21 protein-coding genes and 1 pseudogene are annotated in these 25,444 nt (G+C 71.8%); 11 read left to right on the top strand and 11 right to left on the bottom strand.

Going from position 1 to position 25,444, the window contains the following annotated elements; genetic code table 11:
- Together COO58_RS25505 and COO58_RS25500 are read left to right on the top strand one after the other, a co-directional pair.
- Positions 1-687, top strand: a pseudogene (locus tag COO58_RS25505) (HDIG domain-containing metalloprotein); the annotation flags it as partial.
- Positions 688-867: 180 nt separating this feature from the next.
- Complete coding sequence (locus tag COO58_RS25500; RefSeq protein ID WP_098744266.1) at positions 868-2,904, top strand: S8 family serine peptidase; 2,037 nt, start codon at positions 868-870, stop codon at positions 2,902-2,904.
- Positions 2,905-2,964: 60 nt separating this feature from the next.
- Here the strand turns inward: COO58_RS25500 and COO58_RS25495 are convergent, their stop codons facing one another.
- Genes COO58_RS25495 through COO58_RS25480 form a run of 4 tightly spaced genes read right to left on the bottom strand, consistent with a single transcriptional unit; the run spans position 2,965 to position 6,687 of the window.
- A complete protein-coding gene (locus tag COO58_RS25495) occupies positions 2,965-4,470 on the bottom strand; it encodes a flotillin family protein (RefSeq protein WP_091567728.1) in 1,506 nt (501 codons plus the stop codon).
- Between the two features lie 25 nt (positions 4,471-4,495).
- Entirely contained in the window at positions 4,496-5,038 is a 543-nt protein-coding gene (locus COO58_RS25490) for a hypothetical protein (protein ID WP_091567732.1), read from the bottom strand.
- 42 nt (positions 5,039-5,080) lie between these two features.
- On the bottom strand, positions 5,081-6,181 hold the full coding sequence (locus tag COO58_RS25485) for a PD40 domain-containing protein (protein ID WP_091567735.1): 1,101 nt from the start codon (positions 6,179-6,181) through the stop codon (positions 5,081-5,083).
- Entirely contained in the window at positions 6,178-6,687 is a 510-nt protein-coding gene (locus tag COO58_RS25480) for a SigE family RNA polymerase sigma factor (RefSeq protein WP_245666104.1), read from the bottom strand. The genes COO58_RS25485 and COO58_RS25480 overlap by 4 nt, the downstream gene beginning before the upstream one ends.
- A 67-nt stretch (positions 6,688-6,754) precedes the next feature.
- On the opposite strand from COO58_RS25480, the gene COO58_RS25475 reads away from it, so the two are divergent.
- Entirely contained in the window at positions 6,755-7,234 is a 480-nt protein-coding gene (locus tag COO58_RS25475) for a methylated-DNA--[protein]-cysteine S-methyltransferase (protein WP_098744267.1), read from the top strand.
- 63 nt (positions 7,235-7,297) lie between these two features.
- Here the strand turns inward: COO58_RS25475 and COO58_RS25470 are convergent, their stop codons facing one another.
- Positions 7,298-8,377 carry an inositol-3-phosphate synthase gene (locus tag COO58_RS25470; RefSeq protein ID WP_091567747.1) on the bottom strand — a complete coding sequence of 360 codons (1,080 nt, stop codon included), beginning with the start codon at positions 8,375-8,377 and terminating at the stop codon, positions 7,298-7,300.
- Positions 8,378-8,400: 23 nt separating this feature from the next.
- A complete protein-coding gene (locus tag COO58_RS25465) occupies positions 8,401-9,039 on the bottom strand; it encodes a PadR family transcriptional regulator (RefSeq protein ID WP_091567752.1) in 639 nt (212 codons plus the stop codon).
- A 174-nt stretch (positions 9,040-9,213) separates the two neighbouring features.
- On the opposite strand from COO58_RS25465, the gene COO58_RS25460 reads away from it, so the two are divergent.
- From COO58_RS25460 to COO58_RS25450, 3 genes are all read left to right on the top strand, one after another.
- Positions 9,214-9,660: a DUF5318 domain-containing protein gene (locus tag COO58_RS25460; RefSeq protein WP_091567755.1), complete on the top strand. Its 447-nt coding sequence runs from the start codon at positions 9,214-9,216 to the stop codon at positions 9,658-9,660.
- A 194-nt stretch (positions 9,661-9,854) separates the two neighbouring features.
- Positions 9,855-12,674 carry a transglycosylase domain-containing protein gene (locus tag COO58_RS25455; protein WP_091567760.1) on the top strand — a complete coding sequence of 940 codons (2,820 nt, stop codon included), beginning with the start codon at positions 9,855-9,857 and terminating at the stop codon, positions 12,672-12,674.
- Positions 12,675-12,794: 120 nt separating this feature from the next.
- Positions 12,795-14,351 carry a glycosyltransferase family 87 protein gene (locus COO58_RS25450; RefSeq protein ID WP_091567763.1) on the top strand — a complete coding sequence of 519 codons (1,557 nt, stop codon included), beginning with the start codon at positions 12,795-12,797 and terminating at the stop codon, positions 14,349-14,351.
- A 16-nt stretch (positions 14,352-14,367) separates the two neighbouring features.
- Here COO58_RS25450 and COO58_RS25445 read toward each other — a convergent pair whose 3' ends face one another.
- Complete coding sequence (locus COO58_RS25445) at positions 14,368-16,344, bottom strand: hypothetical protein (protein ID WP_091567766.1); 1,977 nt, start codon at positions 16,342-16,344, stop codon at positions 14,368-14,370.
- A complete protein-coding gene (locus tag COO58_RS25440; RefSeq protein WP_091567770.1) occupies positions 16,341-17,123 on the bottom strand; it encodes a deoxyribonuclease IV in 783 nt (260 codons plus the stop codon). The genes COO58_RS25445 and COO58_RS25440 overlap by 4 nt, the downstream gene beginning before the upstream one ends.
- Before the next feature lie 627 nt (positions 17,124-17,750).
- Between COO58_RS25440 and rpsF the strand changes: the two genes are divergently transcribed.
- The 4 genes from rpsF to rplI all read left to right on the top strand — a co-directional run bounded on the left by rpsF (position 17,751) and on the right by rplI (position 19,394).
- On the top strand, positions 17,751-18,041 hold the full coding sequence (gene rpsF / locus COO58_RS25435) for a 30S ribosomal protein S6 (RefSeq protein WP_046563719.1): 291 nt from the start codon (positions 17,751-17,753) through the stop codon (positions 18,039-18,041).
- Between the two features lie 80 nt (positions 18,042-18,121).
- Positions 18,122-18,652, top strand: a complete 531-nt coding sequence (locus COO58_RS25430; RefSeq protein ID WP_172967885.1) for a single-stranded DNA-binding protein — start codon at positions 18,122-18,124, stop codon at positions 18,650-18,652.
- Between the two features lie 41 nt (positions 18,653-18,693).
- Complete coding sequence (gene rpsR / locus COO58_RS25425; RefSeq protein WP_013289355.1) at positions 18,694-18,933, top strand: 30S ribosomal protein S18; 240 nt, start codon at positions 18,694-18,696, stop codon at positions 18,931-18,933.
- A 14-nt stretch (positions 18,934-18,947) separates the two neighbouring features.
- Positions 18,948-19,394 carry a 50S ribosomal protein L9 gene (rplI, locus tag COO58_RS25420; RefSeq protein WP_091567774.1) on the top strand — a complete coding sequence of 149 codons (447 nt, stop codon included), beginning with the start codon at positions 18,948-18,950 and terminating at the stop codon, positions 19,392-19,394.
- A gap of 78 nt (positions 19,395-19,472) precedes the next feature.
- On the opposite strand, the gene COO58_RS25415 is transcribed toward rplI, so the two are convergent.
- Positions 19,473-21,032 (bottom strand): hypothetical protein, encoded by a 1,560-nt coding sequence (locus COO58_RS25415; protein WP_098747560.1) that lies wholly within the window; start codon positions 21,030-21,032, stop codon positions 19,473-19,475.
- A gap of 393 nt (positions 21,033-21,425) precedes the next feature.
- Between COO58_RS25415 and dnaB the strand changes: the two genes are divergently transcribed.
- Positions 21,426-24,245, top strand: coding sequence for a replicative DNA helicase (dnaB, locus tag COO58_RS25410; protein WP_098747558.1), 2,820 nt, complete (start codon positions 21,426-21,428; stop codon positions 24,243-24,245).
- A gap of 5 nt (positions 24,246-24,250) precedes the next feature.
- On the opposite strand, the gene COO58_RS25405 is transcribed toward dnaB, so the two are convergent.
- Both COO58_RS25405 and COO58_RS25400 read right to left on the bottom strand, forming a co-directional pair.
- Positions 24,251-24,931, bottom strand: coding sequence for a maleylpyruvate isomerase N-terminal domain-containing protein (locus COO58_RS25405; RefSeq protein WP_098747585.1), 681 nt, complete (start codon positions 24,929-24,931; stop codon positions 24,251-24,253).
- A gap of 115 nt (positions 24,932-25,046) precedes the next feature.
- Entirely contained in the window at positions 25,047-25,436 is a 390-nt protein-coding gene (locus COO58_RS25400; protein WP_098747556.1) for a zf-TFIIB domain-containing protein, read from the bottom strand.
- Positions 25,437-25,444: the final 8 nt, after the last annotated feature.

Raw genomic sequence — 25,444 nt, 5'->3', positions numbered from 1 at the left:
GACCGGCCTGAAGCTCACCATCGACGAACACGCCCAGCACAAGGACGTCTACGAGCACACGCTCACCGTGGTCAGCAACGCCATGTCGCTGGAGGAGGACGGCTGCGACTTCGTGCTGCGGATGGCCGCGCTGATGCACGACGTCGGCAAGCCGGCCACCAAGGCGGTCGGCTCGGACGGCCGGGTCAGCTTCCACACCACGAGGTGGTCGGCCCCGGCTGACCAAGGCCCGGATGAAAGCGATGCGCTACTCCAAGGAGATCACCTCCCAGGTGGTCAAGCTGGTCGGGCTGCACCTGCGCTTCTACGGCTACGGCCGGGGCGAGTGGACCGACTCGGCGGTGCGCCGTTACGTCACCGACGCCGGTGACCTGCTGTCCCGCTGCACAAGCTCACCCGGTCCGACTGCACCACCCGAAACCGGCGCAAGGCGGCCCAGCTCGCGCCGACTACGACGCGCTGGAGGAGCGCATCGCCCGGATCGCCGCCGAGGAGGACCTGGCCCGGGTCCGGCCCGACCTGGACGGCAACGCGATCATGGAGCTGCTCGGCGTGCCGCCCGGGCCGGTGGTCGGCCGGGCCTGGCAGCACCTGAAGGAGCTGCGCCTGGAGCGCGGGCCGCTGGACCGTGACGAGGCGGAGGCGGAGCTGCTGCGGTGGGCACGCGCCGAGGGCATCGTCGGCTGACCCTCCGGCGGAGAAACGACGACGATACGCCGGCGTGTCGACCGAACGGTTGACGCGTTCCGGTCGATGTCTCCCGCATGATGTTGGTCATCACCAGCCCCCCGGATCGACGGGCGCGGCTGTCCTGATCACATCCGCCCGTCCGATCCGGACGGTCGCTGGACACGGGGAGACAATTCGGTGTCACGTTCCGGCGCGCTGCGCCGCTCCGCGCTGGTGGGGCTCGCCCTCACCTCCGCCACCTCGATCATCTGCGCCGCCACCGGCGGCACCGCCTCGGCCGACCCGGCCGACGCGAAGCGGGCCCCGGTCCGGGGCGCCGACACGCCCGGCGCCGTGCCCGGCCGCTACATCGTCGTCCTGAAGGACGGCAAGGCCACGCCGGCCAAGGTGAAGTCCGCCGCGTCGGCGCTCGCCGGGGAGCACGGCGGCTCCGTCCGCCGGGTCTTCGGCAAGGCGCTGCACGGCTACTCGGCCGCCATGGACCGCCGGCAGGCCGAGCGCCTCGCCGCCGACCCGGACGTCGCGTACGTGCAGCAGGTCCAGCGCTACACGGCCACCGACACCCAGACCACCCCGCCGTGGGGCCTGGACCGCCTCGACCAGCTCAAGGCCAAGACCGACGGCAAGTACACCTACTCGTCGACCGGCGCCGGGGTGACCGCGTACGTCATCGACACCGGCATCGACATCGACCACCAGGACTTCGGCGGGCGGGCCAGCAACGGCTACGACGCCGTGGACCAGGACGACGTCGCGCAGGACTGCGACGGGCACGGCACGCACGTGGCCGGCACCATCGGCGGCACCACCTACGGCGTGGCCAAGAAGGTCAAGCTCGTCGCCGTCCGGGTGCTCGACTGTGAGGGCAACGGCACCACCGAGGGCGTGATCGCCGGCATCGACTGGGTCACCGGTCACGCCAGCGGCCCGTCCGTGGCGAACATGAGCCTCGGTGGTGACAACGACCCGGCGCTCGACGACGCGGTGGCCCGCTCCATCGCCTCCGGCATCACCTACGCGGTGGCGGCCGGCAACAGCTGGACCGACGCCTGCGGCTCCTCGCCGGCGAACGTGCCGGCCGCCATCACGGTCGGCGCCACCGACCGGCTGGACATGCGCGCCTGGTTCTCCAACTACGGCCCCTGCCTGGACACGTTCGCGCCGGGCGCGGGCATCGTCTCGGCGAAGGCCGGCACCACCTCCGGCTCGACGTCCATGAGCGGCACCTCGATGGCGTCCCCGCACGTGGCGGGCGCCGCCGCGCTGCTGCTGGAGGACCACCCCACCTGGACGCCGAAGCAGGTGCGCGACTCCGTCGTCACCACCGGCATCGGCGGCGCGGTGCACGACACCATGGGCTCGCTCGACCGGCTGCTGCACCTCGGCACGGTCCCCACGGCCCGCGGCTCGTACGCCCTCAAGGCCCGGGTCAACGGCCGCTACGTGGTCGCCGAGAGCGCCGGGGCGAAGCCGCTGATCGCCCGCGGGACCGCCATCGGCGCCTGGGAGAAGTTCGACGTGGTCGACGCGGGTGGAGGCCTGTTCGGCCTGCGGGCCCGGGTCACCAACAAGTTCGTGACGGCGGAGAGCGCCGGCGCGAAGCCGCTGATCGCCCGCTCGGCCACCATCGGCGCCTGGGAGAAGTTCCAGATCGTCGACAACATCGACGGCACGATCAGCCTCAAGGCCTCGGTCAACGGCCGGTACGTCACCGCGCCGAGCACCACCTCCCCGCTGATCGCCAGCAAGACCACCATCGGCACCGCCGAGAAGTTCGACTTCGACGCCCCGGCCCCGATCGTCGGTGTCAAGGCGGTCGTCAACGGCAAGTTCGTGACGGCGGAGAGCGCCGGCGCGAAGCCGCTGATCGCCCGCTCGGCCACCGTGGGCGACTGGGAGAAGTACGAGGTGGTCAGCGTCGGTGACGGCTTCTTCGGCCTGAAGGCGCTGATCAACGGCAAGTTCGTGGCGGCGGAGAGCGCCGGCGCGAAGCCGCTGATCGCCCGCTCCACCTCGATCGGGCCGTGGGAGGCGTTCGACTTCCTCGACTACAACGCCGACGGCTCGGTCTACCTGCGGGCCAACGCCAACGGCAAGGCGGTCACCGCGGGCAGCACCGGCACCAGCCAGCTCATCGCCGGCCGCGTCATCGACTGGGAGAGCGAGACCCTCGGTCTGGGCGCCGGCGAGAAGTTCGTCGTCAGCGTGCTCTGACCCGTACCACCACACGGCGCCCGCCGGCTCCCTTCGGGGAACCGGCGGGCGCCGTCGTCGTCACGGGGTGACGGTGCTGCCGTCCACGGTGTTCTTGCCGTTGGTGTGTGCGCTGCCCAGCCGCGCCAGCAGCCCGGCCAGGTCGATGCCGGTCAGGTCGCTGCCGAGCTGGAGGCCCTGGGCGACGTTGCCGGCCACCGACTTGGTCAGCGACGACGCGCCGTCGGTGGAGATGACGGTCATCTTGTCGATCGCGCCGATCGGGGCGCTCGCCGCGCCGACCACCTCGGGCAGCACCTTGACCAGCAGGTCCAGGACCGCGGCCTCGCCGTACGCGGCGAACGCCTCGGCCTTGCGGGCCATCGCGTCGGCCTCCGCCTGGCCCCGGGCGAGGATGGCCGCGGCCTCGGCCTGGCCCTCCCGCTCGACCGCCTCGGCGATCGCGGACCGGCGGCGCTGCTCCGCCTCACCTTCCTTGGCGCCCTCGATCGCGTTCGCCTCGGCGAGCGCGGCGCGCCGGGCCCGCTCACCCTCACCGGTCAGCCGGGACTGCTCGGCGACGGCCTGGGCGGCGGCGATGGTGGCCTGCCGCTCGGCGTCGGCGCGCAGCACCGCCGCGTTGCGGGCCGCCTCGGCCTCCTGCTCCACCTTGTACCGCTGGGCGTCGGCCGGCTTGCGCACCTCGGTGTCGAGCTGGCGCTGCTTGAGTTCGGCGTTGCGCTCGGCCACCTTCTGCTGCTCGGAGAGGATCGCCTGGTCCCGCTCGGCCTGGGCGAGCGGCCCGGCCGCGGCCGACCGTGCCTTCGCCGCGTCGATCTCGGCCTGGATGCCGGCCTGCTTGAGCGACAGGTTCCGGTTCGCCTCGGCGATCGCCTCCTCGGCGAGCAGCCGCTCCTGCTCGGCGGCCTGGCGGGCCCGGGCCTCGGCGATGGCGGCGTCCTTGAGCACCCGGGCGGCCTCCGGCCGGCCCAGGTCGGCCAGGTAGGAGCCCTCGGCCAGGATGTCCTGGAGCTGGAACGTGTCCAGCACCAGGCCCTGGTTGGTCATCGAGTGCTCGGCCTCCTCGGCGACCGCGCTGGCGAACGCGGCCCGGTCCCGGATGACCTCCTCGACGGTGAGCCGACCGACGATCGAGCGCAGCGCGCCGGCCAGCACCTCGCGGGTGAAGTTGTCGATCTCGTCCTGCTGGTGCAGGAACCGCTGCGCGGCGGCCCGGATCGCGTCCTCGGTGCCGCCGACCTTGACGATCGCGACGCCGTGCAGGTCGGCGCGGATGCCCTGCTTGCTCACCGCGCCCCGGATGCCGACGTCGATCCGCCGGCTGGACAGGTCGAGGGACTGCAGCTTCTGCACCACCGGCAGGACGAAGACCGAGGCGCCGAGCACGACCTTCTGCCCGGACATGTCGGTGGAGCGCTGGCCGTCGGCGGTCTGGGTGGTCCGGCCCTTGCGACCGGTGACGATGAAGGCCTCGTTCGGCCCGGCCACCTTGATCCGGGAGAGCACGAAGAGGACGAGCAGGACGGCGAGGAGGACCGCGCCGCCGATGGCGACGAGCAGGGGCATGGGGGTTCCCGTCTGTGCTGAGGGATCAGTAGGTCTCGACGTGCACGCTGGTCTCGCTGAGCGCTTCGACCACGAAGATGCGGGCGCCGATCGGGATCGGTCGGTCGGCCCGGGCGTTGAGCTTCACCGGCTGCCCGGCGAGGCGTACCCGGACCTCGCCGTAACCGCCGGTCGGGATCGGCGTGACCACCAGGCCGATCGCGCCGGCCAGGTGGTCGCGGGTGGGGGTGGGGTCCGTGCGCATGGTGCGGGCCGCGCGGCTCAACCGGGCCGCCAGCCAGGCGGTGGGCACGGCGGCGAGCGCGCCGCCGGCCGCCGCCACCGCGATCATCCCGGAGGTACGCCCTCCGAGCAGCTCGTTGACGATCGCGGCGCCGAACCCGAACGCCCCGGTGAACCCGGCGACCGCCTCCAGCGACACCGGGCCGTCGACGTCCGGGTGGCCCAGGTGCAGCACTCCCGAGCCGAGCAGGGCCAGCGTCAGCACGCCGACCCCGGCTCCGCCGATGATCAGGAAGATGAGCGTCCCCGTGGCCACGACCTGCACGGTATCGACGTCGCGCAACATCGACTACGTGCAGCGAACGTCCAGCTTCCGTCGATCGACCGCTCAGCGCGGTGCGATCGTCACCTCCAGACCGACCAGTTGCTTCGGCAGCGGCTGGCGAACCAGTTCCCGGCCGGTGGTGTCGGCGAGCACGAAGTCGCCCGCGCCGAGCGGCCGACGGTAGAGCAACCGGTCGTCGGTCACCCAGGCGACGTCGGCGGTGGGCAGCGGGTTCACCACCCGGCCGGTCGCCGTCTCCACCAGCAGCGGCTCCTGCCGGCCCTGGACCACCACCAGCTTCCCGTCCGGTGACCAGGCGTCCGGACCGACCGGACCGCCCGGCATGTCGATCAGGCGGGTGGGTCGGCCGTCGTCGACCGACAGGAGCTGCACACCCTTGGCGAGGTCCCGGGGCCACGCCTCCGACTTCTGCCTGCTCAGCGTCAGGGCGACCTCCCGACCGTCGCGCGTCCAGGAGAACTCGCACCGGTCGGCGCACGGCCAGCCGAGCAGGCCCACCGGATGCGTCCTCTTCGTGCCGTCCAGGTCGAGCACGACGAAACCGAAGTGGTCGACCTGCTGACTGGTGAACAGCAGCCGCCGTCCGTCCGGGGACCAGCGTGGGGCGGTCAGCGCGCGGCCGACCTCGTACCAGCGGGTCTGTCCGGTGGCCAGGTCGAACAGGCCGATCTCCCGGGGGCGGTCGTCGTCCCGGACCGCGACGAGGGAACCGGTCGGCGCCGGGAAGATGCCGTCGTAGCGGTCGGTGGCGAAGTATCGGCCGCGTCCGCGGTCGAGCAGGAGTCCGCTACCGGAGCCGCCCGCCACCTGGGCTCGGGTGACCACCCAGTCGCCGGGCAGCACCAGCGGCCGCTGCGCCCAGTCCGCGCCGGGCACGGCTCGGAGCGCGGGCGAGGGGGTGACGGTGACCTGCGGCGTCGTGGGCGTGGTCGGCGGTGGGCCGGTGCGGGGGCGCAGCAGCACGAACGGCAGGGTCACCGCCACCACGGCGACCAGCGCGGCGGCGGCCGCCGCGACGCGCCGGCGCCGGCGCAGCCGGCGGCCCCGACCGAGCGCCCGCGACGCCAGGTCCGGCGCGGGCGCGGCGCCGTCGGCGAGGTCGCGTACGGCGCTGCGGAGCATCTCGTCCAGCGGCGAGTTCATCGGGTCACCTCCGAGCGGTCGGCCAGCTCGTCGAGCGCCGGCACGAGGTGCCGGAGCCGGGCCAGCGCCTTGGCGCTCTGGCTGGCCACGGTGCCGGGCCGGCAGCCGAGCAGCGCGGCGGTCCGCTCGACACTCAGGTCCTCCAGGTAGCGCAGCGTCAGCACGGCGCGCTGGCGTGGCGGCAGCGCGCGCAGCGCGTCGCGCAGCAGCAGTCGCAGGTCGCTGTCGTCGCCGGCCGCCGGCCGCTCCGGCAGCTCCGGCACCGGCACCTCCGCCCGTCGCGCCCGCCGTCGCCAGCCGGAGACCTGGTCGTGGTACAGGATCCGCTTCACGTACGGCTCCGCGTCGCCGCGGATCCGGGGCCACCGGGCGTACGCCTTGGCCAGCGCGTTCTGGAGCAGGTCCTCCGCCGCGTGCTGGTTTCCGGCGAGCGCGTACGCGACCCGCAGCAGGACCGCTCCGCGCTCGCTGACGAACGCGGTGAACTCCCGGTCGACCTCCGCCACCGTCCACCTCCGTCTCTCCGACGCCCGGGGTGGGGAAAACTTTGCCCGCCACGCGACAATGGGTGGCATGCGCTGGACCGTGCTCGACTCGCCGATCGGGGAGTTCTCCGTGGGGACCGACGACGACGCCGTGCGCGGCGCGCACTTCGGCCGGGTGGTGTCGGCGGCCGACGAGCCCGGCGACGACCTGGCCCGGCTGGCCGTGGCCGAGTTGCGGGCCTACTTCGCCGGTGAGCTGACCGAGTTCAGCGTGTCGGTGTCGGCGCCCCGGGGCTCGGAGTTCGAGCGCGCGGTCTGGCGGGAGATGACCCGCATCCCCTACGGCGAGACGACCACCTACGGCGAGGTGGCCCGGGCGCTCGGCGACCCGGGCGCGTCGCGGGCGGTCGGGGTGGCGTGCAACCGCAACCCGGTGCCGGTGATCGTGCCCTGTCACCGGATCGTCGGCGCGGGCGGCAAGCTGGTCGGCTTCGGCGGCGGGCTGCCGCGCAAGGTGACGCTGCTGGAGTTGGAGGCGGCCTCGGCGCTGCGGCGCGCCTGGTCCTGACGTACCGAAGAGGGAAGGCCGGGTCCGTGCGGACCCGGCCTTCCCTCGGTGTCGTTCAGCGCGTCAGCGCTCGACCTCGCCGGCGATGAACGCCTCGACGGCGGCGTGCGCGTCGTGGTCGGCGTACTGCTCCGGCGGGGACTTCATGAAGTAGGACGAGGCGGAGAGGATCGGGCCACCGATCTTCCGGTCCAGCGCGATCTTCGCGGCCCGGACGGCGTCGATGATGACACCGGCCGAGTTCGGCGAGTCCCACACCTCGAGCTTCAGCTCCGCGTTGAGCGGGGTGTCACCGAAGGAACGACCCTCCAGGCGGATGTACGCCCACTTGCGGTCGTCCAGCCACGGCACGTGGTCGGACGGGCCGATGTGCACGTCGCTCTTGCTCATCTCGTGCGGGATCTGGGAGGTGACCGACTGGGTCTTCGAGATCTTCTTCGAGACCAGGCGGTTGCGCTCCAGCATGTTCATGAAGTCCATGTTGCCGCCGAAGTTGAGCTGGTACGTGCGCAGCAGCTCGACCCCGCGGTCCTCGAAGAGCTTCGCCAGGGCGCGGTGCACGATGGTGGCGCCGACCTGGCTCTTGATGTCGTCACCCACGATCGGCAGGCCGGCGTCGGTGAACTTCTGCGCCCACTCCGGGTCGGAGGCGATGAAGACCGGCAGGGCGTTCACGAACGCGCAGCCGGCGTCGATCGCGGCCTGGGCGTAGAACTTGTCGGCCTGCTCGGAGCCCACCGGCAGGTAGGAGACGACCACGTCGACCTGCGCGTCGCGCAGCGCCTGCGCCACGTCGACCGGCTGGGCGTCCGACTCCTCGACGATCTCCCGGTAGTACTGGCCGAGACCGTCGAAGGTCGGCCCGCGCTGCACGGTCACGCCGGTCGGCGGGACGTCGCAGAGCTTGATCGTGTTGTTCTCGCTGGCGACGATCGCCTCCGCGAGGTCCATGCCCACCTTCTTGGCGTCCACGTCGAACGCCGCGACGAACTTCACGTCGGAGACGTGGTAGTCGCCGAAGGTGACGTGCATGAGACCCGGGACGCGGTCGTTCGGGTCGGCGTTCCGGTAGTACTCCACGCCCTGTACGAGGGACGAGGCGCAGTTACCCACACCGACGATGGCGACGCGGACGGAGCCCATAGCGTCTGCCTCCTTCTTCTTCATCACGGCCGCTCTGACCTGGACGTGCCAGGCGTGGGCGGGCTGTCGTTGTCTCCTCGGCCACCGGTCGTCCCGGGTCGCGGGGCGGTCGGGGCCCGGCCGGAGCGCTCGTTGGCGATGAGCTCCTCCAGCCAGCGGACCTCACGCTCACAGGCGTCGAGCCCGTGGCGTTGCAGTTCCAGGGTGTACGCGTCGAGACGCTCGGCTGCCCGGCCGAGCACGTCGCGAAGACCTTCGCGGCGTTCCTCGATCTTTCGACGACGACCTTCCAGGATCCGGAGCCGGGTGGCCTGGTCGGTCCGGGCGAAGAACGCGAAGTGCACGCCGAAGCCCGTGTCGTCGTACGTCTCGGGTCCAGCCTGCGCTATGAGCTGGGCGAAGCGTTCCTTGCCCTCCGCGGTAATGGTGTAGACCACCCGACCGCGTCGGCTGGTCAGCGCGGGAACCTCCTCGGCGGTCGCGGGTGTCTCGGCGGCTTCGGTGATCCATCCCGCCGCCTGCAGCCGGCGCAGGGTCGGGTATAGCGTGCCGTAGCTGATCGCCGCCCGGATGGCGCCGAGTTTGGCGGTCAACTCCTTGCGCAGCTCGTAGCCGTGCATCGGAGCCTCCTGGAGGAGGCCCAGGATGGCGAATTCGAGCACGGGCCATCCCTTCTTTCCCCCTGCGCGGAGCGCTAACCACCGCGATGTATCGGACCGATACATCGCACGGTAGCGGAGAGGGGTGGGCAGGGCAAACCCCGGGTTACGCGACATCGCCGTCACCGATGGTGACCATGGTCGCCTCGGTTAGCCGGAGCGCGTACCCTTTGCCGCATGCGTACGCAGCGCCAGGTCGTCGACTACTCGCTCCAGAAGCGGGCGGTGCTGCGTGAGCTCCTCGCCGGGCGGATCGGCACGTACGACGTCTGCGACGCCTCGCCGTACCTGAAGAACGCCGCCCGCTTCCACGGTGAGCCGACCGACCACCGCTGCCCGATCTGCCGCAGCGAGAACCTGATCCACGTCCACTACATTTACGGTGACGAACTCAAGCAGTCGGCCGGCCAGGCGCGTACCCGGGCTGAGTTGCCCGTCCTGGCCATGACGCTGCGTGAGTTCCAGGTGTTCGTGGTGGAGGTGTGCCCCGGCTGCGACTGGAACCATCTCGTCGAGCAGTTCCTGCTCGGCCGGGACGGTCTCGCGGGCGAGGCGGAGGACGCGGGCGAGTCGGTCGCGGCCAACGGCTCCACCCCTCGGCGAAGGCGAGAGGCGCAACGGTGAACGCGGCTGTCCCGACCGCTGCCGGCCCGGTGACCGGGCGGCACGAGCGACAGCCATTAAGCGTAATTGGTCCGATTAGGTCGGATTTGACGGGCGTACGCTGGCACGGCCGGCAGGTAACGTCCCGTGTTCCAGCTCACGGCAACCCGGTGGTGGCGCCCCCGCGCCCCACCGCGACCGGCAGGGTGTGAGGAATGAACTACGGCGATCCCAGTTCTTCGCGTGGGCGGGCCCAGATCCCGGGCCCGAACGGCGACCCCGGTTCCGAGCGGAGTCCGCGCGGGAACGGTTGGTCCGGCGCACCGGAGGGTGGCGCCTCGGCGCGCGCCTCGGTGACACCGCGCGGCACCGGCGGCCGGGCCTCGGTCGGTGGTGCCGCGCCGGCACCGCGTGGTGCCTCGGGCTCGGCCTCGGTGGGCCGGGCCGGCGCGGGCCGGGCCTCGGTGCCGGTCTCGCCGGCTCCCGGCGCGCCCGGGCGCGCGGGCCGGGCGTCCGTGCCGATCTCCCCGGCCGGTCCGGCCGGCCGCGCCTCGGTGGGCGCGGCGAGCGTCGGCGGCGCCGGGCGGGCGAGTGTCGGGGCGGCGTCGATCGGCGGCCGGGCCCCGGTGTCCGGCTTCTCCGGCGGTGGCCCGGTCGGGCCCGGTGGCCCGGGTGGACCGAACGGCCCCGGCCGCTCCGGCCGGGGCGGCCGCGGTGGTGACCCGGCGCAGGCGAAGAAGCGGCGGCGGATCAACATCCTGATCGCCGGCTTCGCGGTGTTCATCATGCTCGCCGGCATCGGCGTGGTCAGCTTCACCTGGTACTCGCAGGGAGTGCCGCTCCCGCAGGACACCATCCCGCCGCTGTCGACCACCATCTACGACTCGAGCGGCAAGTCGCCCATCGCCCGGATCGGCGACCAGAACCGCCAGCTGGTCACCATCGACCAGATCCCGGAGCACGTCCAGCACGCGGTCGCCGCGGCCGAGGACCGGAACTTCTACCGGCACTCCGGCGTGGACTACAAGGGCATCACCCGGGCCGCCTGGAACAACCTCACCGGCGGCGACAAGCAGGGCGCCTCGACGATCACCCAGCAGTACGCGCGCAACGCGTTCGACAACCTGAACCAGGACACGTACGGCCGGAAGGTCAAGGAGGCGATCCTCGCCTCCAAGCTGAACGACCGCTACGACAAGCCGACGATCATGCAGCACTACCTGAACGTCATCTACTTCGGCCGCGGCGCCTACGGCATCCAGTCGGCGGCCCGGACGTACTTCGGCAAGGACGTCAAGAGCCTGACGGTGGCCGAGGGCGCGGTGCTGGCGGCGCTGATCAAGCAGCCCGAGCCGAGCGCCTCGCACCAGGGTTACGACCCGGCGATCAACCCGCAGGCCGCGCTGGACCGGTGGAACTACGTCATCAACGGCATGATCAGTGAGAAGTGGCTGGACGCGCCGAACATGCCGGAGCACCCCACCGAGTATCCGACCAAGTCGCTGCAGAAGCCGACCAAGAACAGCGCCGGTGGCTTCGGCATCGACACGCCGTACGGCAACGTCGTCAACTACGTCTCGCAGGAGCTGCGCGAGATGAACCTGTGCACCGACAACGAGGCCGAGGCGACCGACGCCAAGCCGCTCTGCTCCAAGGCGCTCAGCCGTGGCGGTTACAAGATCACCACCACGATCGACCGGAAGATGCAGGAGGCGGCGCTCGACGCGGCCCAGCGGGCCCGGAAGGGATCCGAACTCTCCGGGCAACGAGAGAACCTGATGGCGGCCGTGGTGTCGATCGACCCGAAGACCGGTCGGGTGCTCGCCTACTACGGCGGCGACAACGGCACCGGCACCGACTACGCCGGCAAGAACGTCGAGAACGGTGTGGTCAGCGGCGGCCACTCGCCGGGTTCGAGCTTCAAGATCTACACGCTGGCGGCGGCGCTGAAGGCCGGCATCTCGATCAAGTCGCGGTGGAAGGGCTCGGCGTTCACCCCGAAGGACACCAAGTTCAAGGTGAGTAACGCCGGCGCGGACAAGGTGTCCTGCGGCGACTCCTGCACCCTCGAACTGTCCACGCTCAAGTCGCTGAACGTGCCGTTCTACTACATCACCGAGAAGATCGGTCCGGACAAGGTGCTCGACATGGCCAAGCAGGCCGGCGTCACCACCATGTGGCAGACCGACACCAACCCGGCCAAGGCCCACGACCTGACCGAGGCCGACCCGAAGGACCTGGCCCCGAACCCGTTCTTCCACGTGATCGGCTACGGCCAGTACCCGATCACCGTGCTCGACCACGCCAACGGCGTCGCCACGTTCGCCAACCAGGGCATCTACAACAAGGCGCACTTCATCCGGAAGGTCGAGAAGCAGAATCCGGTGACCGGCAAGTGGGACCTGGTCGGCGCCGAGAAGCTGAAGGGGCAGCGGCGGATCGACAAGGACATCGTCGCCGACGTGACCTCCGTGCTGGAGCAGTACCCGGCGCAGGTGAACCACCGGCTCGACGACGGACGCAAGGCCGCCGAGAAGACCGGCACCTGGGAACTCGGCGACGGCAGCACCGACAACGGCGACGCCTGGATGATCGGCTACACGCCGCAACTCGCCACCGCCGTCTGGGTCGGCAACAAGGGCGCCCGTAAGGCGATCAAGTACAAGAACGGTACGAGCATCAGCGGCGCCAAGATGCCCGGTGACATCTTCGAGCGCTTCATGAACGCCGCGCTCAAGGGGGAGAAGAAGGAAGACTTCCCGCCCGCGGCGAACGTCGGCAAGGACGACACCGGCAACGGCGAGGCGCCCCCGCCGCCGCCCACCCAGCCGGGTCAGCCCGGCGGCCCGGGCTGCGACCCGCTGGGCCTGTTCTGCCCCGGTGGCACCCCCGGTGGGGGCACCCCCGGCGGCGGCAACCCGGGCGGTGGCGGCGACCAGGGCGGCGGTGGCAACCCCGGTGGGGGTGGCTTCCCCGGTGGCGGCGGTGGTGGCGGGTTGCTCCCGAGCACACCACCGACGCGACAGACCAACTGACGCGTACGACCTGACGGCGGCGGCCGGACCCCAGCGGTCCGGCCGCCGCCGTTTCGCGGACCGGAATTTCTCCGCGCGCGACGGGACGGCGACCCCCGGCGTACGGCAGGATGCCTCTCCATGAGCACCCAGTCGCCCGCAGGCATCGACGAGCCCGGCGAGTCCGGGGCCGTGCCACGACCCGCAACGGCCGTGGACCACCCGTCCCGGTCGGACTGGTTCGTCCGGGGCACGTCCGGTCTGATCGGTGGGCCGCTGGGTGACCACGCCGCCGTGCTGGACCGGCCCGCCGGCCGGGAGGGTCGGTTCTGGACCGCCGCGCGGATCGTGCTGGCGCTGGTCTGCCTGACGCTCGCCCTGCACTGGGTGCAGAAGTCGCCGTGCCAGGACGGCGCCTGGCAGAACAACGTCCAGTACACCCGGATGTGCTACACCGACGTGCTGGCGCTCTACTACGCCGAGGGGCTCAACGAGGGCAAGGTGCCCTACGCCGACCACCCGGTGGAATATCCGGTGCTGACCGGCTACTTCATGGGGGCGATCGGCCTGCCGGTGCACGCCGTCGGCGTCGACAACCCGGGCATGAACCAGGGGCAGTGGTTCTACAACCTGACCGCGCTGGTGCTCGGCGCGCTCGCCGTCGCCACCGTCGCGGTCATCCTCAACCTGCGTCGGCGACGACCCTGGGACGCGGCGCTGTTCGCGCTCTCCCCGGCCCTGGTGCTCACCGCCACCGTCAACTGGGACCTGCTCGCCGTCGGCCTGGCCGCGTTCGGGCTGCTGGCCTGGGCGCGCACCCGACCCGACCGGTACGGCATGCTGCTGCCCGGGGTGGCCGGGGTGCTGATGGGGCTCGGCGGCGCGGCGAAGATGTGGCCGCTGTTCCTCCTCGGGCCGATCCTCGTCCTCTGCGCGCGGGCCGGCCGGCTGCTGGCCGGGCTCGTCGCGACCGGCTCCGCGCTGGTCGCGCTGGTCGCGGTGAACCTGCCGGTGGCCATCCCCTACCGGGAGAATTGGGAACGCTTCTTCGACCTCAACACCACCCGCCCCATCGACTGGGGCACGCTCTGGTACATCGGCCGCTACCTCGACGGCCGGATCAGCCCCTCCGCGCCCGGCGAACTCGGGCCGTTCGAGTGGCTCAACGCGAACATCTCCACCCTCAACTGGGTGTCGTACCTGCTGTTCGGGGCGGCCTGCCTCGGCGTCGCCGCGCTGGCGCTGCTCGCCCCGCGCCGGCCCCGGCTGGCGCAGCTCGCCTTCCTGGTGGTCGCCGTGTTCCTCATCTTCAGCAAGGTCTGGTCGCAGCAGTTCGTGCTCTGGCTGCTGCCGCTCGCGGTGCTCGCCCGGCCCCGCTGGGGCGCGTTCCTGGCCTGGCAGTTCGCCGAGGTCTGCTACTTCGCCGCGTTCTACGGCGAACTGCTCGGCACCGCCACGTCCCGGCCGGTCTTCCCCGAGGGCGTCTTCGTGCTGGCGTCCAGCCTGCGCCTGATCACCGTGGCGGTGCTCTGCGGCTTCGTGATCCGGGACATCCTGCGGCCCGAGCGGGACGCGGTCCGCCAGACCTACGCCGACGACCCGGACGGCGGGCTGCTCGACGGCGCGCCCGACGCGCCCTGGCACCAACGCTGGCGCTCGGGCGCGGTCGACCGCCCCGTCGAACCCGTCCCCGTCTGAGCGGAGCCGGCCGGCGCTACAGCCGGTAGACCACCGCCCCGGCGACCTGCTCCCGACTCACGCCCAGCCCCTCGACCGGCCGGTCGAGCATCCCCTCCCACGGGGTGCCGCCGAGCCGCTCGGGGAGCACCACCACGGTCTTCACCCCGACCCGCCGCAGGTAGTCGATGCTGGCGAAGTCGGGGAAGCTGACCGTGGCCTCGCGGATCTGGGTCTGCGAGTTCGGGGTGAAACCACTGCCGCCGTTGACCATCGGTTGGAACCGGTCGGTCGACCAGAGCATCACCGGCTGGTCCAGGTTCTGGCTGCTCGGCAGCACCAGCATCGGGCCGTCGACGACCCGCATCACCGCCGGCTGCTGCGGCACCACCGGGTGCGGGGTGACGTTCAGCCCCTCCGCCAGCACCAGCAGCAGCGGCACCAGCGTGGCCAGCCGCAGCCACGGGCCGGGCCACGGCGGGACCCGCTCGGCGGCCAACTCGCGCACCCGCATGCAGAACGCGGTGACCGCGCCGGCCGCGAGCAGACCGAGGAGCAGGGTGGTCCACAGCATCATCCGGCCCGGCGTGCGCAGCCCGTTCCACCCCGGCAGGTAGTCGAAGAGCGGCACGTAGGTGAACCGGCCGCCGAGGAACCGGGTGCCCATGCCCAGCGCCATCGTCACCAGCACCCCGGCGAGCAGGAACAGCCGGTGCCGGACCCGCCAGACCGAGAAGAACAGCCCACCGGCGGCCAGCGCGTAGAGCACGAAGCCGGGCAGCAGCGTCATCTCCGGGCTCCAGGGCAGCACGGCCCGGGCCCCCTCGTGCAGCTCGCCCCAGACCCGGGACTCGGCCGGCGCGGTGAAGAACCCGCTGGCCGGCGGCGAGTAGAGCTGGATCTCGGCGAGCGTGCGCGCCGCGTTCGGGTGCAGCTCGGCGACCTTGAAGAACGGGATCGCCAGCAACCCGCCCACCACCGCGAAGACCAGCCCGCCGAACAGGTCGGCCAGGAACAGCCGCCGACCGAACGGACGCTTCACCCGGCGCCGCCGGACGAACCACAGCACCGCCGCGACCAGCACGACACCGGCCAGCAGGTAGGCGAACGGCAACCCGATGCCGAAGCCCAGGCTGAGCTGCCAGGCGGCCACCAGCCAGCCGGCGAACGCCCACCCCGCGTGCCGGCGACGCGGCCGGTAGCCGTACCGCAGCGACCAGCCGTGCCCCCGGGCCAACATGGCCAGCGCCAGCGGGATGCCGCCGTTGGAGATGATGTGCAGGTGGCCCGCCTGGGCCAGCAGCCACGGCGCGTACGCGAAGCCCGCCCCGGCCACCGCGCCGCCGATCCGGCCCGCGCCGAGCTGCCGCGCCAACGCGTACGCCCCGAACGCGGCGAGCGCGTGCGCCAGCACGAACATGATGTTGTAGCGGAGCACGGCGTGCTCCGGGCCGACCCCGATCAGGCCCGCCGGGGCGTAGCCGAGCAGGGTGTCGGAGAACGCGAAGCTCCAGTTCTCCGGGAAGAACGCGTTGGAGTGCCACAGCATCGCCGGGTCGGTGCGCAGAATGTGCCCGGACCACGCCATCTGCCACGCCTGCAGGCTCGGGTCCCAGTAGTCCTGCGGCAGCGTGTAGCGCGGGTAGCGCAGCGTGGGCCAGGTCATCGCCACGGCCAACGCCAGCGCGGCGACGGCGGCGAGCGTCCACTCGTGCACCAGGAACCGACCCACCGCGCGGGTGGCGCGGCGCACCCGGCCGAACACCGGCTCGGGCGCCGGCCCGAACGCCGAGAAGGGATCGGCCGGCTTGTCGTCACGGTCCCCGTCCTCGGCGTCGTCGGTGCCCGGGGCGTGGTCGCCGGTGCCGTCGGCCTTGGCGGTGGCGTCGTCGGTGGCACCGGCCTCGTGCGGCGCGTCGGCGGTCGCAGGCGGCTTCTCCGCCTCGGTCTCCTCCGGCGCCGGTCGCGGGTCGGCGTCGGACCGGCCGGTGGCGCCGGACTGCTCGGTGGTCATGCCGTGGCACCCAGCTGGCCGCGCAGGAACGCGATGTCGGCCGCCTGCCCGTCGACACCGCCGGGCGTCTCCACGATGACCGGTGCGCCGGCGGCCCGGATCACCGCCACCAGCAGCTCCGGGTCGATGGTGCCGCCGGTCAGGTTGTCGTGCCGGTCCTGGCCCGAGTTGAAGGCGCCCTTGGAGTTGTTGGCGTGGATCAGGTCGATCCGGCCGGTGATCGCCTTGACCCGGTCGACCAGGCCCAGCAGCTCCTCGCCGCCGGCGTACGCGTGGCAGGTGTCGAGGCAGAAACCGACCTCGTGGTCGCCGAGCGCGTCCCAGAGGCGGGCCAGCGCGTCCAGGTGCCGGGCGCAGGCGTTGTCCCCGCCGGCGGTGTTCTCGATCAGCACCGGGAGCGGGAAGCCGCCGGAGTCCGCCGCGTACGCGAAGGTCTTGCGCCAGTTGTCGAAGCCGACCGCCAGGTCGTCACCGGCGTTGACGTGGCCGCCGTGCACGATCAGCCCTCTGGCCCCGACCGCCGCCGCGGCGGTGGCGTGACCGAGGAGCAGCTTGCGGCTCGGGATGCGGATCCGGTTGTTGAGCGTGGCCACGTTGATCACATACGGCGCGTGGACGTAGAGGTCGACGTCGGCGGAGCGGAGGCGTTCGGCGTCCTCCCGGGGCTTCGGGGCCTTCCAGCCCTGCGGGTCGGCGAGGAAGAACTGCACCGCCTCGGCGTCCCGGGCGGCCGCCTCGGCCAGCGGGTCGGTCGGATCGACGTGGGCTCCGATTCGCATGCAGGGCAGCCTACGTCTCGCCTGCGACGCGCGGTACGCACGCGCGCGGGGGGTTCCGGCGGGCCGACGCGTCACCACCCGCCCCGGCGGTCGTTGTCCGAGGTGGGATCGATGGTCGACGCTCCGCCGGACGTGGTCCACAGCACGGACGGACGAGCGGAGACCCCCGGTAACGGGACGCCCCGCCGTGCGGCCCGGCACGACGGGGCGGGATCCGCCGGTACGCCGGCACCACCCGGAGCCAGATGGACGAATTCCTCCATTTACCCCAAGTGGTGACGAGAGCCGCTGTATGGTCAGACCAGGTGACAACACGATAAAGCTCCGCGGGGCGTCCTCGATCCAACCTCATCGGTGTGGTCGTTCCTCCCCAGGTCCCACCCAAGGAATGCGGACGGGACGCCCCGCGGCCCCGTGGACAGGGGTCCACCGCACGGCGCGCGACGCCGACGGTGGGCCCCTGTCACCGCGTCCGGGCCACCGGCCCGGGCATGATCGTCCGGACCGGCTATCCTGGTCCGGTTGTCCGCGTCCGGCCGGGTTCCCCCGGCACCGGGCGGGCAGCGACGCACGACCTCCTGCCACGGAAGGACCGTGGCCGCTTAGCCCACAGGAGGTGAGCACGTCTTGCGTCATTACGAAGTCATGGTGATCCTCGACCCCAGCCTCGAGGAGCGCACCGTCGCCCCGTCGCTCGACACGTACCTGAACGTGATCCGGACCGCGGGTGGCTCGGTGGAGAAGACCGACGTGTGGGGCCGCCGGCGCCTCGCGTACGAGATCAACAAGAAGGCCGAGGGCATCTACGCCGTCATCGACCTCCAGGCGTCGCCGGAGGCCGTGGCCGAGCTGGACCGTCAGCTCCGACTCAACGAGTCGGTGCTGCGCACCAAGGTCATCCGCCCGGAGATGCGCTGAGCATCTAGACCCGGCACGTCCGGATCAAGCCTCATCCGCGATGTCGGAGGGCTCTGAGAGCCTGTACGGCACAACGATGAGTGCGCGAGGAGATGGTCATGGCAGGAGACACCACCATCACGGTCATCGGCAACCTGACCGATGACCCCGAGTTGCGGTTCACCCCCTCCGGCGCGGCGGTCGCCAAGTTCCGGGTCGCTTCGACGCCCCGGTTCATGGACAAGGCGTCCGGCGAGTGGAAGGACGGCGAGCCGCTGTTCCTCTCGTGCACGGTCTGGCGCCAGGCCGCCGAGAACGTCGCCGAGTCGCTGCAGCGCGGCGCCCGGGTGATCGTGTCCGGCCGGCTTCGTCAGCGGTCGTACGAGACCCGCGAGGGTGAGAAGCGCACCGTCATCGAGCTGGAGGTCGACGAGATCGGCCCGTCCCTGCGCTACGCCACGGCGAAGGTGCAGAAGATGTCCCGCTCGGGTGGCGGTGGCGGCGGCTTCGGTGGTGGTGGCGGCCAGGGTGGCGGCGGAGGCAACTTCGACGACCCCTGGGCCTCGGCTGCCCCGGCCCCCTCCCGCGGTGGTTCGGGCGGCGGAAACTTCGACGAGGAGCCCCCGTTCTGATGGCGCCGAGCGCCCGCGATCGCAAACCAGGAGCAAGAGCAATGGCGAAGGCTGCGGCACTGCGCAAGCCGAAGAAGAAGGTGAACCCGCTCGACAAGGACGGGATCACCTACATCGATTACAAGGACACCGCGCTGCTGCGCAAGTTCATCTCCGACCGCGGCAAGATCCGCGCTCGACGGGTGACCGGCGTGACCTCGCAGCAGCAGCGGCAGATCGCCCGTGCGGTCAAGAACGCCCGCGAGATGGCGCTCCTGCCGTACACGGCCACGACCCGCTGAGAGGAGGCACGGACATGAAGATCATCCTGACTCAGGAGGTGTCCGGCCTCGGCTCTCCGGGCGACATCGTCGAGGTGAAGGACGGCTACGGCCGTAACTACCTGCTGCCGCAGGGCTTCGCGATCGCCTGGACCAAGGGTGCCGAGAAGCAGGTCACGGTCATCAAGCGGGCCCGCTCGGCCCGCGAGGTCCGCGACCTCGGCCACGCCAACGAGATCAAGGGCCAGCTCGAGGGCCTGAAGGTCAACCTCAAGGCCCGCGCCGGCGACGGCGGGCGGCTCTTCGGCTCGGTCACCCCGGCCGAGATCGTCGAGGCCGTCAAGGCCGCCGGCGGTCCGACCCTGGACCGTCGCCGGCTGGAGACGCCCGGCCACATCAAGTCGCTCGGCGCCTACCCGGTCAGCATCCGGCTGCACCCCGAGGTGACCGCCAAGTTCGACCTGAACGTGGTCAAGGGCTGACGCCACCAGCACGACGCGAGGGCCCGCACCGGACACCGGTGCGGGCCCTTCCGCATCCCACCGCGCCCCGCGCCGACGTCAACCGATCGGCTGGCCGGTCACCGCGCTGATCACCACCGTGGACAGCCCGCCACCCACCACAGCAGCCGCCAACGCCACCGTCGCCGACCGCCAGGTCGTGCCGACCTGTCGCAACAGCACCGCCACCACGAGGCTGCTCACCATCGCCAGCCCGAACCGCGGCGCCGCCGCCAACAACGACGCGAGCGCATGCGCCCGCGGCGAGTCGCAACCCCCGCCGGTGAGGTCGGTGACACAACCCGCCGGAGCCTGCCCGTTCAGGAACACCAGACCCAGGAAGAGCAGCACCGCCGGCACCAGATAGCAGGCGGCCGTGTAGACCAGCGGCCGCAACGGGCCACCCGGATCCGGGTCCAGCAGGTCGTCCTCCAGCCGCCGGCTCCACGAGCCGCCGCCGATCGTCTCCACCCGCTGCCGCAGCGCCGACCCGCCCGACCGCACCGGCTCCACCGGCCGCCGGCGCGGCGCGGCACGCGGACGCGGAGCCGTGTACGCCACCATCGGCGACCGTGGCGCCGACGGAGGTGTCTCCATCCAGCGCGGATCGTCACCCGCCAGCCGGGTACCCGACCAGAACTCCTCGGCCCGCTGCGGAGACGCCCAGCCCTCCCGGACCGGCGGCGCCGTCCGATCCCAGGGATCGACGTCCGCATAGCGGTCGCCGCCGTCGCGTACCCGCTCCAGATAGCCCGTGTCGGTGAACCGGTCCCACTCACCCGTGTGCTCCGTGCGGTCCCACCGGCTCTCCGACTGGTCCCACCTGCTCCCGGTGGCCGCCCGACCCCACGCGTGCACACCCGACGCGTCCCACGGATCCACCGCCGGCGGTTCCGCCGGACCCGGCTCCACCGCCCGGCCCCGCTCCCACGGGTCGACCGCGGGCCGCTGCCACGACGGCTCCGCCGCCGCGGGCCGAGACCACGACGGCTCCGCCGCCGCCGGCGGTGACCAGGACGAGTCGCTGCTTGCCCGCCGGCTCCGCCGGGTCGGCCGTTCCGCCTCCCACCCACCGGAGTCACCGACCGGGCCGGCCTCATCCGCCAGCCCCGACCAGGTCACCTCCGGCTTGCGGCTCGCCGCACGACGGGGACGCGCCCGCGGCGCCACCCCCGACACCGGCCCGTCCTCGGCCCCCTCGGCGCGCCGGCTCCCGACGTACCCCTGCTCCTGCGGGGCGTCCATCGTCCACTCGGCGGTGTGGTCCGACACCGGGCCCGCGCCGATCGCCCGCAGCTCACGCCGGCCGTCGTCCCGACGCCGGCCGGCCTCCGGCCGCCGGTCACCGACGGAGTAGGGCTCGACCTCGTCGTCGTCCGGCGCGGCATGCCGCCCGCCACCGTCCGCACGACTGATCCCCGACTCCACCGCCCACCGCGGGAGGTAGGCGTCCACCGGCTCGTCCTGGCCACGCTCGATCGCCCGCCGCCGGCTCTGGGTACGGGAACGTTCCGACGCGTACGGCTCGACACCGCGCGGACCGGCGGGATCGTCCCAGGAACCGCTCGGCCGGCGCTCGCGCGGGCTGTCCTCCCCGCTTCCCCAGTCCCGGTGTCTCACGGCCGGAGCGTGACCCTTCTCAACCCGAAAGTGCAACCCGCTGTCCAGGTGTAGCCGTTCGCAGCGATAGTACGGGACGATCGGCGGCAAGGCTCGACCCGAAATCTTCCGTCCACAGGGTGGGGATGGGAAAAGCCCAGGTCAGGAGCGATAGGCCCGGAATTCCCCGTCACTTTTCCACACCCCTGTGCACACCCTGCGCACATGTCGCCCCCCGTGCGTCCACAGGTTGTCCCGAGGCTCGTCCACCGGCCCTGTTGGTGGCTGACCTCGGGTTCCGTATCGTGGCCACCGACCGCCGGACGATGCCCCCCGATCGACCGGAGGGTCGGCGGAAGTTGTCGTACCCAGGCGATAGAGCTGGACTCGACCCGACGCAACAAGGGGGGACCCGTGTCGGTCACCGACGAGACACGGGCGGAACGGGCCGGGGGGCCACCGTCCGAACAACCGCCACGCGAGGCGCCGTTCGAGAAGACGCCGCCCCAGGACGTGGCCGCGGAGCAGTGCGTCCTCGGCGGCATGCTGCTCTCCAAGGACGCCATCGCGGACGTCGTCGAGATCCTCAAGACCAACGACTTCTACCGCCCGGTGCACGCCACCATCTTCGACGCCATCCTCGACATCTACGGTCGGGGCGAACCCGCCGACCCGATCACGGTGGCGGCGGCGCTCGCCGACTCCGGCGACCTCGCCCGCATCGGCGGCGCGCCCTACCTGCACACGCTGATCGCCAGCGTGCCCACCGCCGCGAACGCCGCCTACTACGCCCGCATCGTCGGCGAGCGGGCCGTGCTCCGCCGCCTGGTCGAGGCCGGCACCCGGATCGTGCAGCTCGGCTACGGCACCGGCCAGGGCGGCAGCCGGGACGTGGACGACGTCGTCGACCTCGCCCAGCAGGCCGTCTACGAGGTCACCGAGAAGCGGGTCAGCGAGGACTTCGCGGTCCTGGCCGACATGCTCCAGCCGACCCTGGACGAGATCGAGGCGGTCGGCGCCCAGGGCGGGGTGATGACCGGCGTGCCGACCGGCTTCACCGACCTCGACCGTCTGCTCAACGGCCTGCACGCCGGTCAATTGATCATCGTGGCAGGCCGACCTGGTCTCGGAAAGGCTCTCGCACTCGACACTCCTCTCCCCACGCCGCAGGGGTGGACGACCATGGGTGAAGTGCGTGTCGGCGACCAACTCCTCGCGGCCGACGGCACCCCGACGACCGTCACCAACGCCTTCGACGTGATGCACGACCGACCGTGTTACGAGGTCGAGTTCTCCGACGGCTCCGTCATCGTGGCTGACGCCGAGCACCTTTGGAAGACGACGACCCGGGCCAGCCGACGCCAACCTGAGTCGCGTCAGCGGCGCTACTGGTCCGAGACGGCCTTGGCGAAGCTGCGGGCCGTCGAGAGGACTGTGTCCGTCGAACCCCAGCGCCTGGTCACCCTCGCGGAAACCCTTGAACACGTCGGTCCCGAATTCCGGAACGTGCTGCACACAGTGGCGCAGCAGGTCGGCGCGAACGGCCGGATCTCCCGACCGGTCACCCGCGCCGGTAAGGCACGCAACTGGACGGCACCCGGCTATCCGGCCGGAGCGTTGGTCACAGGGCTTCGCGAACGGGCCGAACGACAGGTCAACGCCGGGTCCCGCACCGTGCACGACGGGGTGGTGACGACCGCGCAGATCGCCGCAACGCTGCGCACCGACACGGCGGACCGTCGCCTCAACCACGCCGTGGACAACTGCGCGCCGCTCCAGCTTCCGGAGCGTGAGCTGCCGGTTCCGCCGTACACCCTCGGGGTGTGGCTCGGTGACGGCAGCACCGGGGCAAGCCGCTTCACCACGGCGGACGCCGAGATGGTCGACCTCGTCGCCCGGGACGGCTTCGTGGTGCGACCCAGCGGGCCGCTGGTCTTCACCGTCCTCCTGCCCACGCGGCCGAGGGCGCTGGACCGCACCTGCGTCGACTGCGGCGGCTCCAGCCGAGCGTTGCGGGAGAACCCGGAAGTACGCCGCTGCGCCGAGTGTCATGAGCTTGGTGGCTCGTTCGTCGCCCTTCTCCGCCGGGCCGGGGTGGCCCACAGCAAGCACATCCCGCAGGAATATCTCCGCGCCTCCGAGGCCCAACGGCGGGCGCTCCTCGCGGGACTGATGGACACCGACGGCACGGTGGCCCCCACCGGGAACCTCCAGTACACGTCCACCTCGAAGCGGCTGATCGCCGGTGTCCGGGAACTCGTGGTAAGCCTGGGTTACCGCTGCACGATGACCGAGCGGAAGGTGCGTGGGCGCACGGAGGACTCGTCCATCGCGTACACGCTGAACTTCTCCACCCCGGAACCGGTCTTCCGCCTGGAGAGGAAACGGGAGGCCCATCAGGCCCGGCGGCGGACGTCGTCGGACGTACGCTCGGGCTCCCGTTTCATCGTGGATGTCCGACCGGTGGCCAGCGTCCCGGTGCGTTGCGTGACCGTCGACAACGACGATCACCTCTACCTGGCGGGCCGGTCGATGATCCCGACCCACAACAGCACCGCGAGCATGGACTTCGCGCGGAACGCCGCCATTCGTGCCAACCAGGCGTCGGCGATCTTCTCGCTGGAGATGAGCAAGGTCGAGATCGTCATGCGACTCCTCTCGGCCGAGGCGCGCGTACCGCTGCACGTGCTGCGCAGCGGGCAGCTCTCCGACGACGACTGGACCAAGCTGGCACGCTGCATGGGCGAGATCAGCGAGGCGCCGCTCTTCGTCGACGACACCCCGAGCATGAACCTGATGGAGATCCGGGCGAAGGCGCGGCGGCTCAAGCAGCGGCACGACCTCAAGCTGATCGTGGTCGACTATCTCCAGCTGATGACGTCACCGAAGCGCACCGAGAGCCGGCAGCAGGAGGTCGCGGACCTGTCCCGTGGCCTGAAGCTGCTGGCCAAGGAGGTCGAGTGCCCGGTGATCGCGGTGAGCCAGCTGAACCGTGGCCCGGAGCAGCGTACGGACAAGCGACCGCAACTGTCTGATTTGCGCGAATCCGGCTCTATTGAGCAGGATGCTGACGTTGTAATCCTTTTGCACCGTGATGACTATTATGACAAGGAGTCACCCCGCGCTGGGGAGGCGGACTTCATCATCGCCAAGCACAGAAATGGGCCGACGGACACCGTCACCGTCGCGGCGCAGCTGCACCTGTCGCGGTTCGTGGACATGGCCATCGTCTGACGGCGTCAGCCCATCAGCGGGAACCACCCCGCGGCCTCGCCCAGCTCCACCCGGTCCCGGTCGGTCAGCGGCAACCGCCCGGTGGCCTTCAGCAGATACTCGTGGTCGTCCCACCCGGCCGGCCGCACCGCCTCGTCACTGAGCAGGCCGTCCATCGTGGTCACCGCGACCCGGGTCGGGTCCGCCGCCGGCAGCGGCGCGTCGGGCAGGTCCACCACCAGGTCCAGGTGGTGGACGACCGCCTCGGTGGTCAGGGTCGCGAGCAGATCGGGTACGCGCAGCACGTGGCCCTGCGTGCTCACGTACCCGTCGGGGTCGGCGGTCGCGGCCGCGCGGACGGCCGCGGGGGCGGTGTCGGTCCAGATCCGCACGATGCCGGTGGGCCGGTCGAAGGCGGCGGCCGAGCGCCGGGCCCACCAGGCGTGTGCCGCGCCCGCCCCGTCGTCGTCGGGGGTGAACGCCCGCCAGTAGCTGACGTCGTCCACGTCGGCCGGGCCGGACGCCGGGCTGGCCAGGGCGACGAGTGCGCGCTGGGCGTCGCAGAGCACGTGGAAGAGCAGGTCGGCGACGAGCCAGCCACGGCACCGGGTGGGCCGTTGCAGGCCGGCGTCGTCAAGTGGGGCGACGACCGCGGTGATGCCGTCGTAGGCCTGGGCCAGCGTCTCGTGCGGCCGGATCGGGCTCATGCCGAGCAGCCTGCCACGGCGCGGGACGGTCGGCACGGCGGCGAGGCGTCGGGCGGGGGCTCTCCAGGCCGTGGAGACGACCGGAAGGACCCCCGCCGACAGGAACGGCGAGCGGTCAGTCGAACAGTTCGCCGAGGAAGCCGTGCTTCTTCTTGCGCCGGTAGTGACCGTGGTAGCCGTAGTGCTGCTGCTGACCGTGGCCGTACGCGGGCTGCGGGTACCCGTGGCCGGGCGGGGGCGGCGGCGGGGGCGGGGGGACGGCGCCGTAGCCGGGCTGGTGCGGCGCGGCGGCCGGCGGGGGTGGCGGCGGGTAGCCGGCGCCGGCGGGTGCGGCCTGCGGGGCGCCGCCCTGCTGACGGTTCCAGTTGGCCTCGGCCTCGAACAGCTTCTCGAGCTCGCCGCGGTCGAGGAAGATTCCGCGGCATTCGCCGCACTGGTCGATGACTACTCCGCTGCGCTCGTACTGGCGCATCTCTCCGTGGCATTTGGGACAAGTGAGCTGCATGACATCGA

The sequence above is a fragment of the Micromonospora sp. WMMA1996 genome, assembly GCF_002573675.1.
GTDB lineage: Bacteria > Actinomycetota > Actinomycetes > Mycobacteriales > Micromonosporaceae > Micromonospora > Micromonospora sediminicola.
Note: the sequence above shows the minus strand (reverse complement) of the source record. Positions and strands in the feature narration are given on the sequence as shown.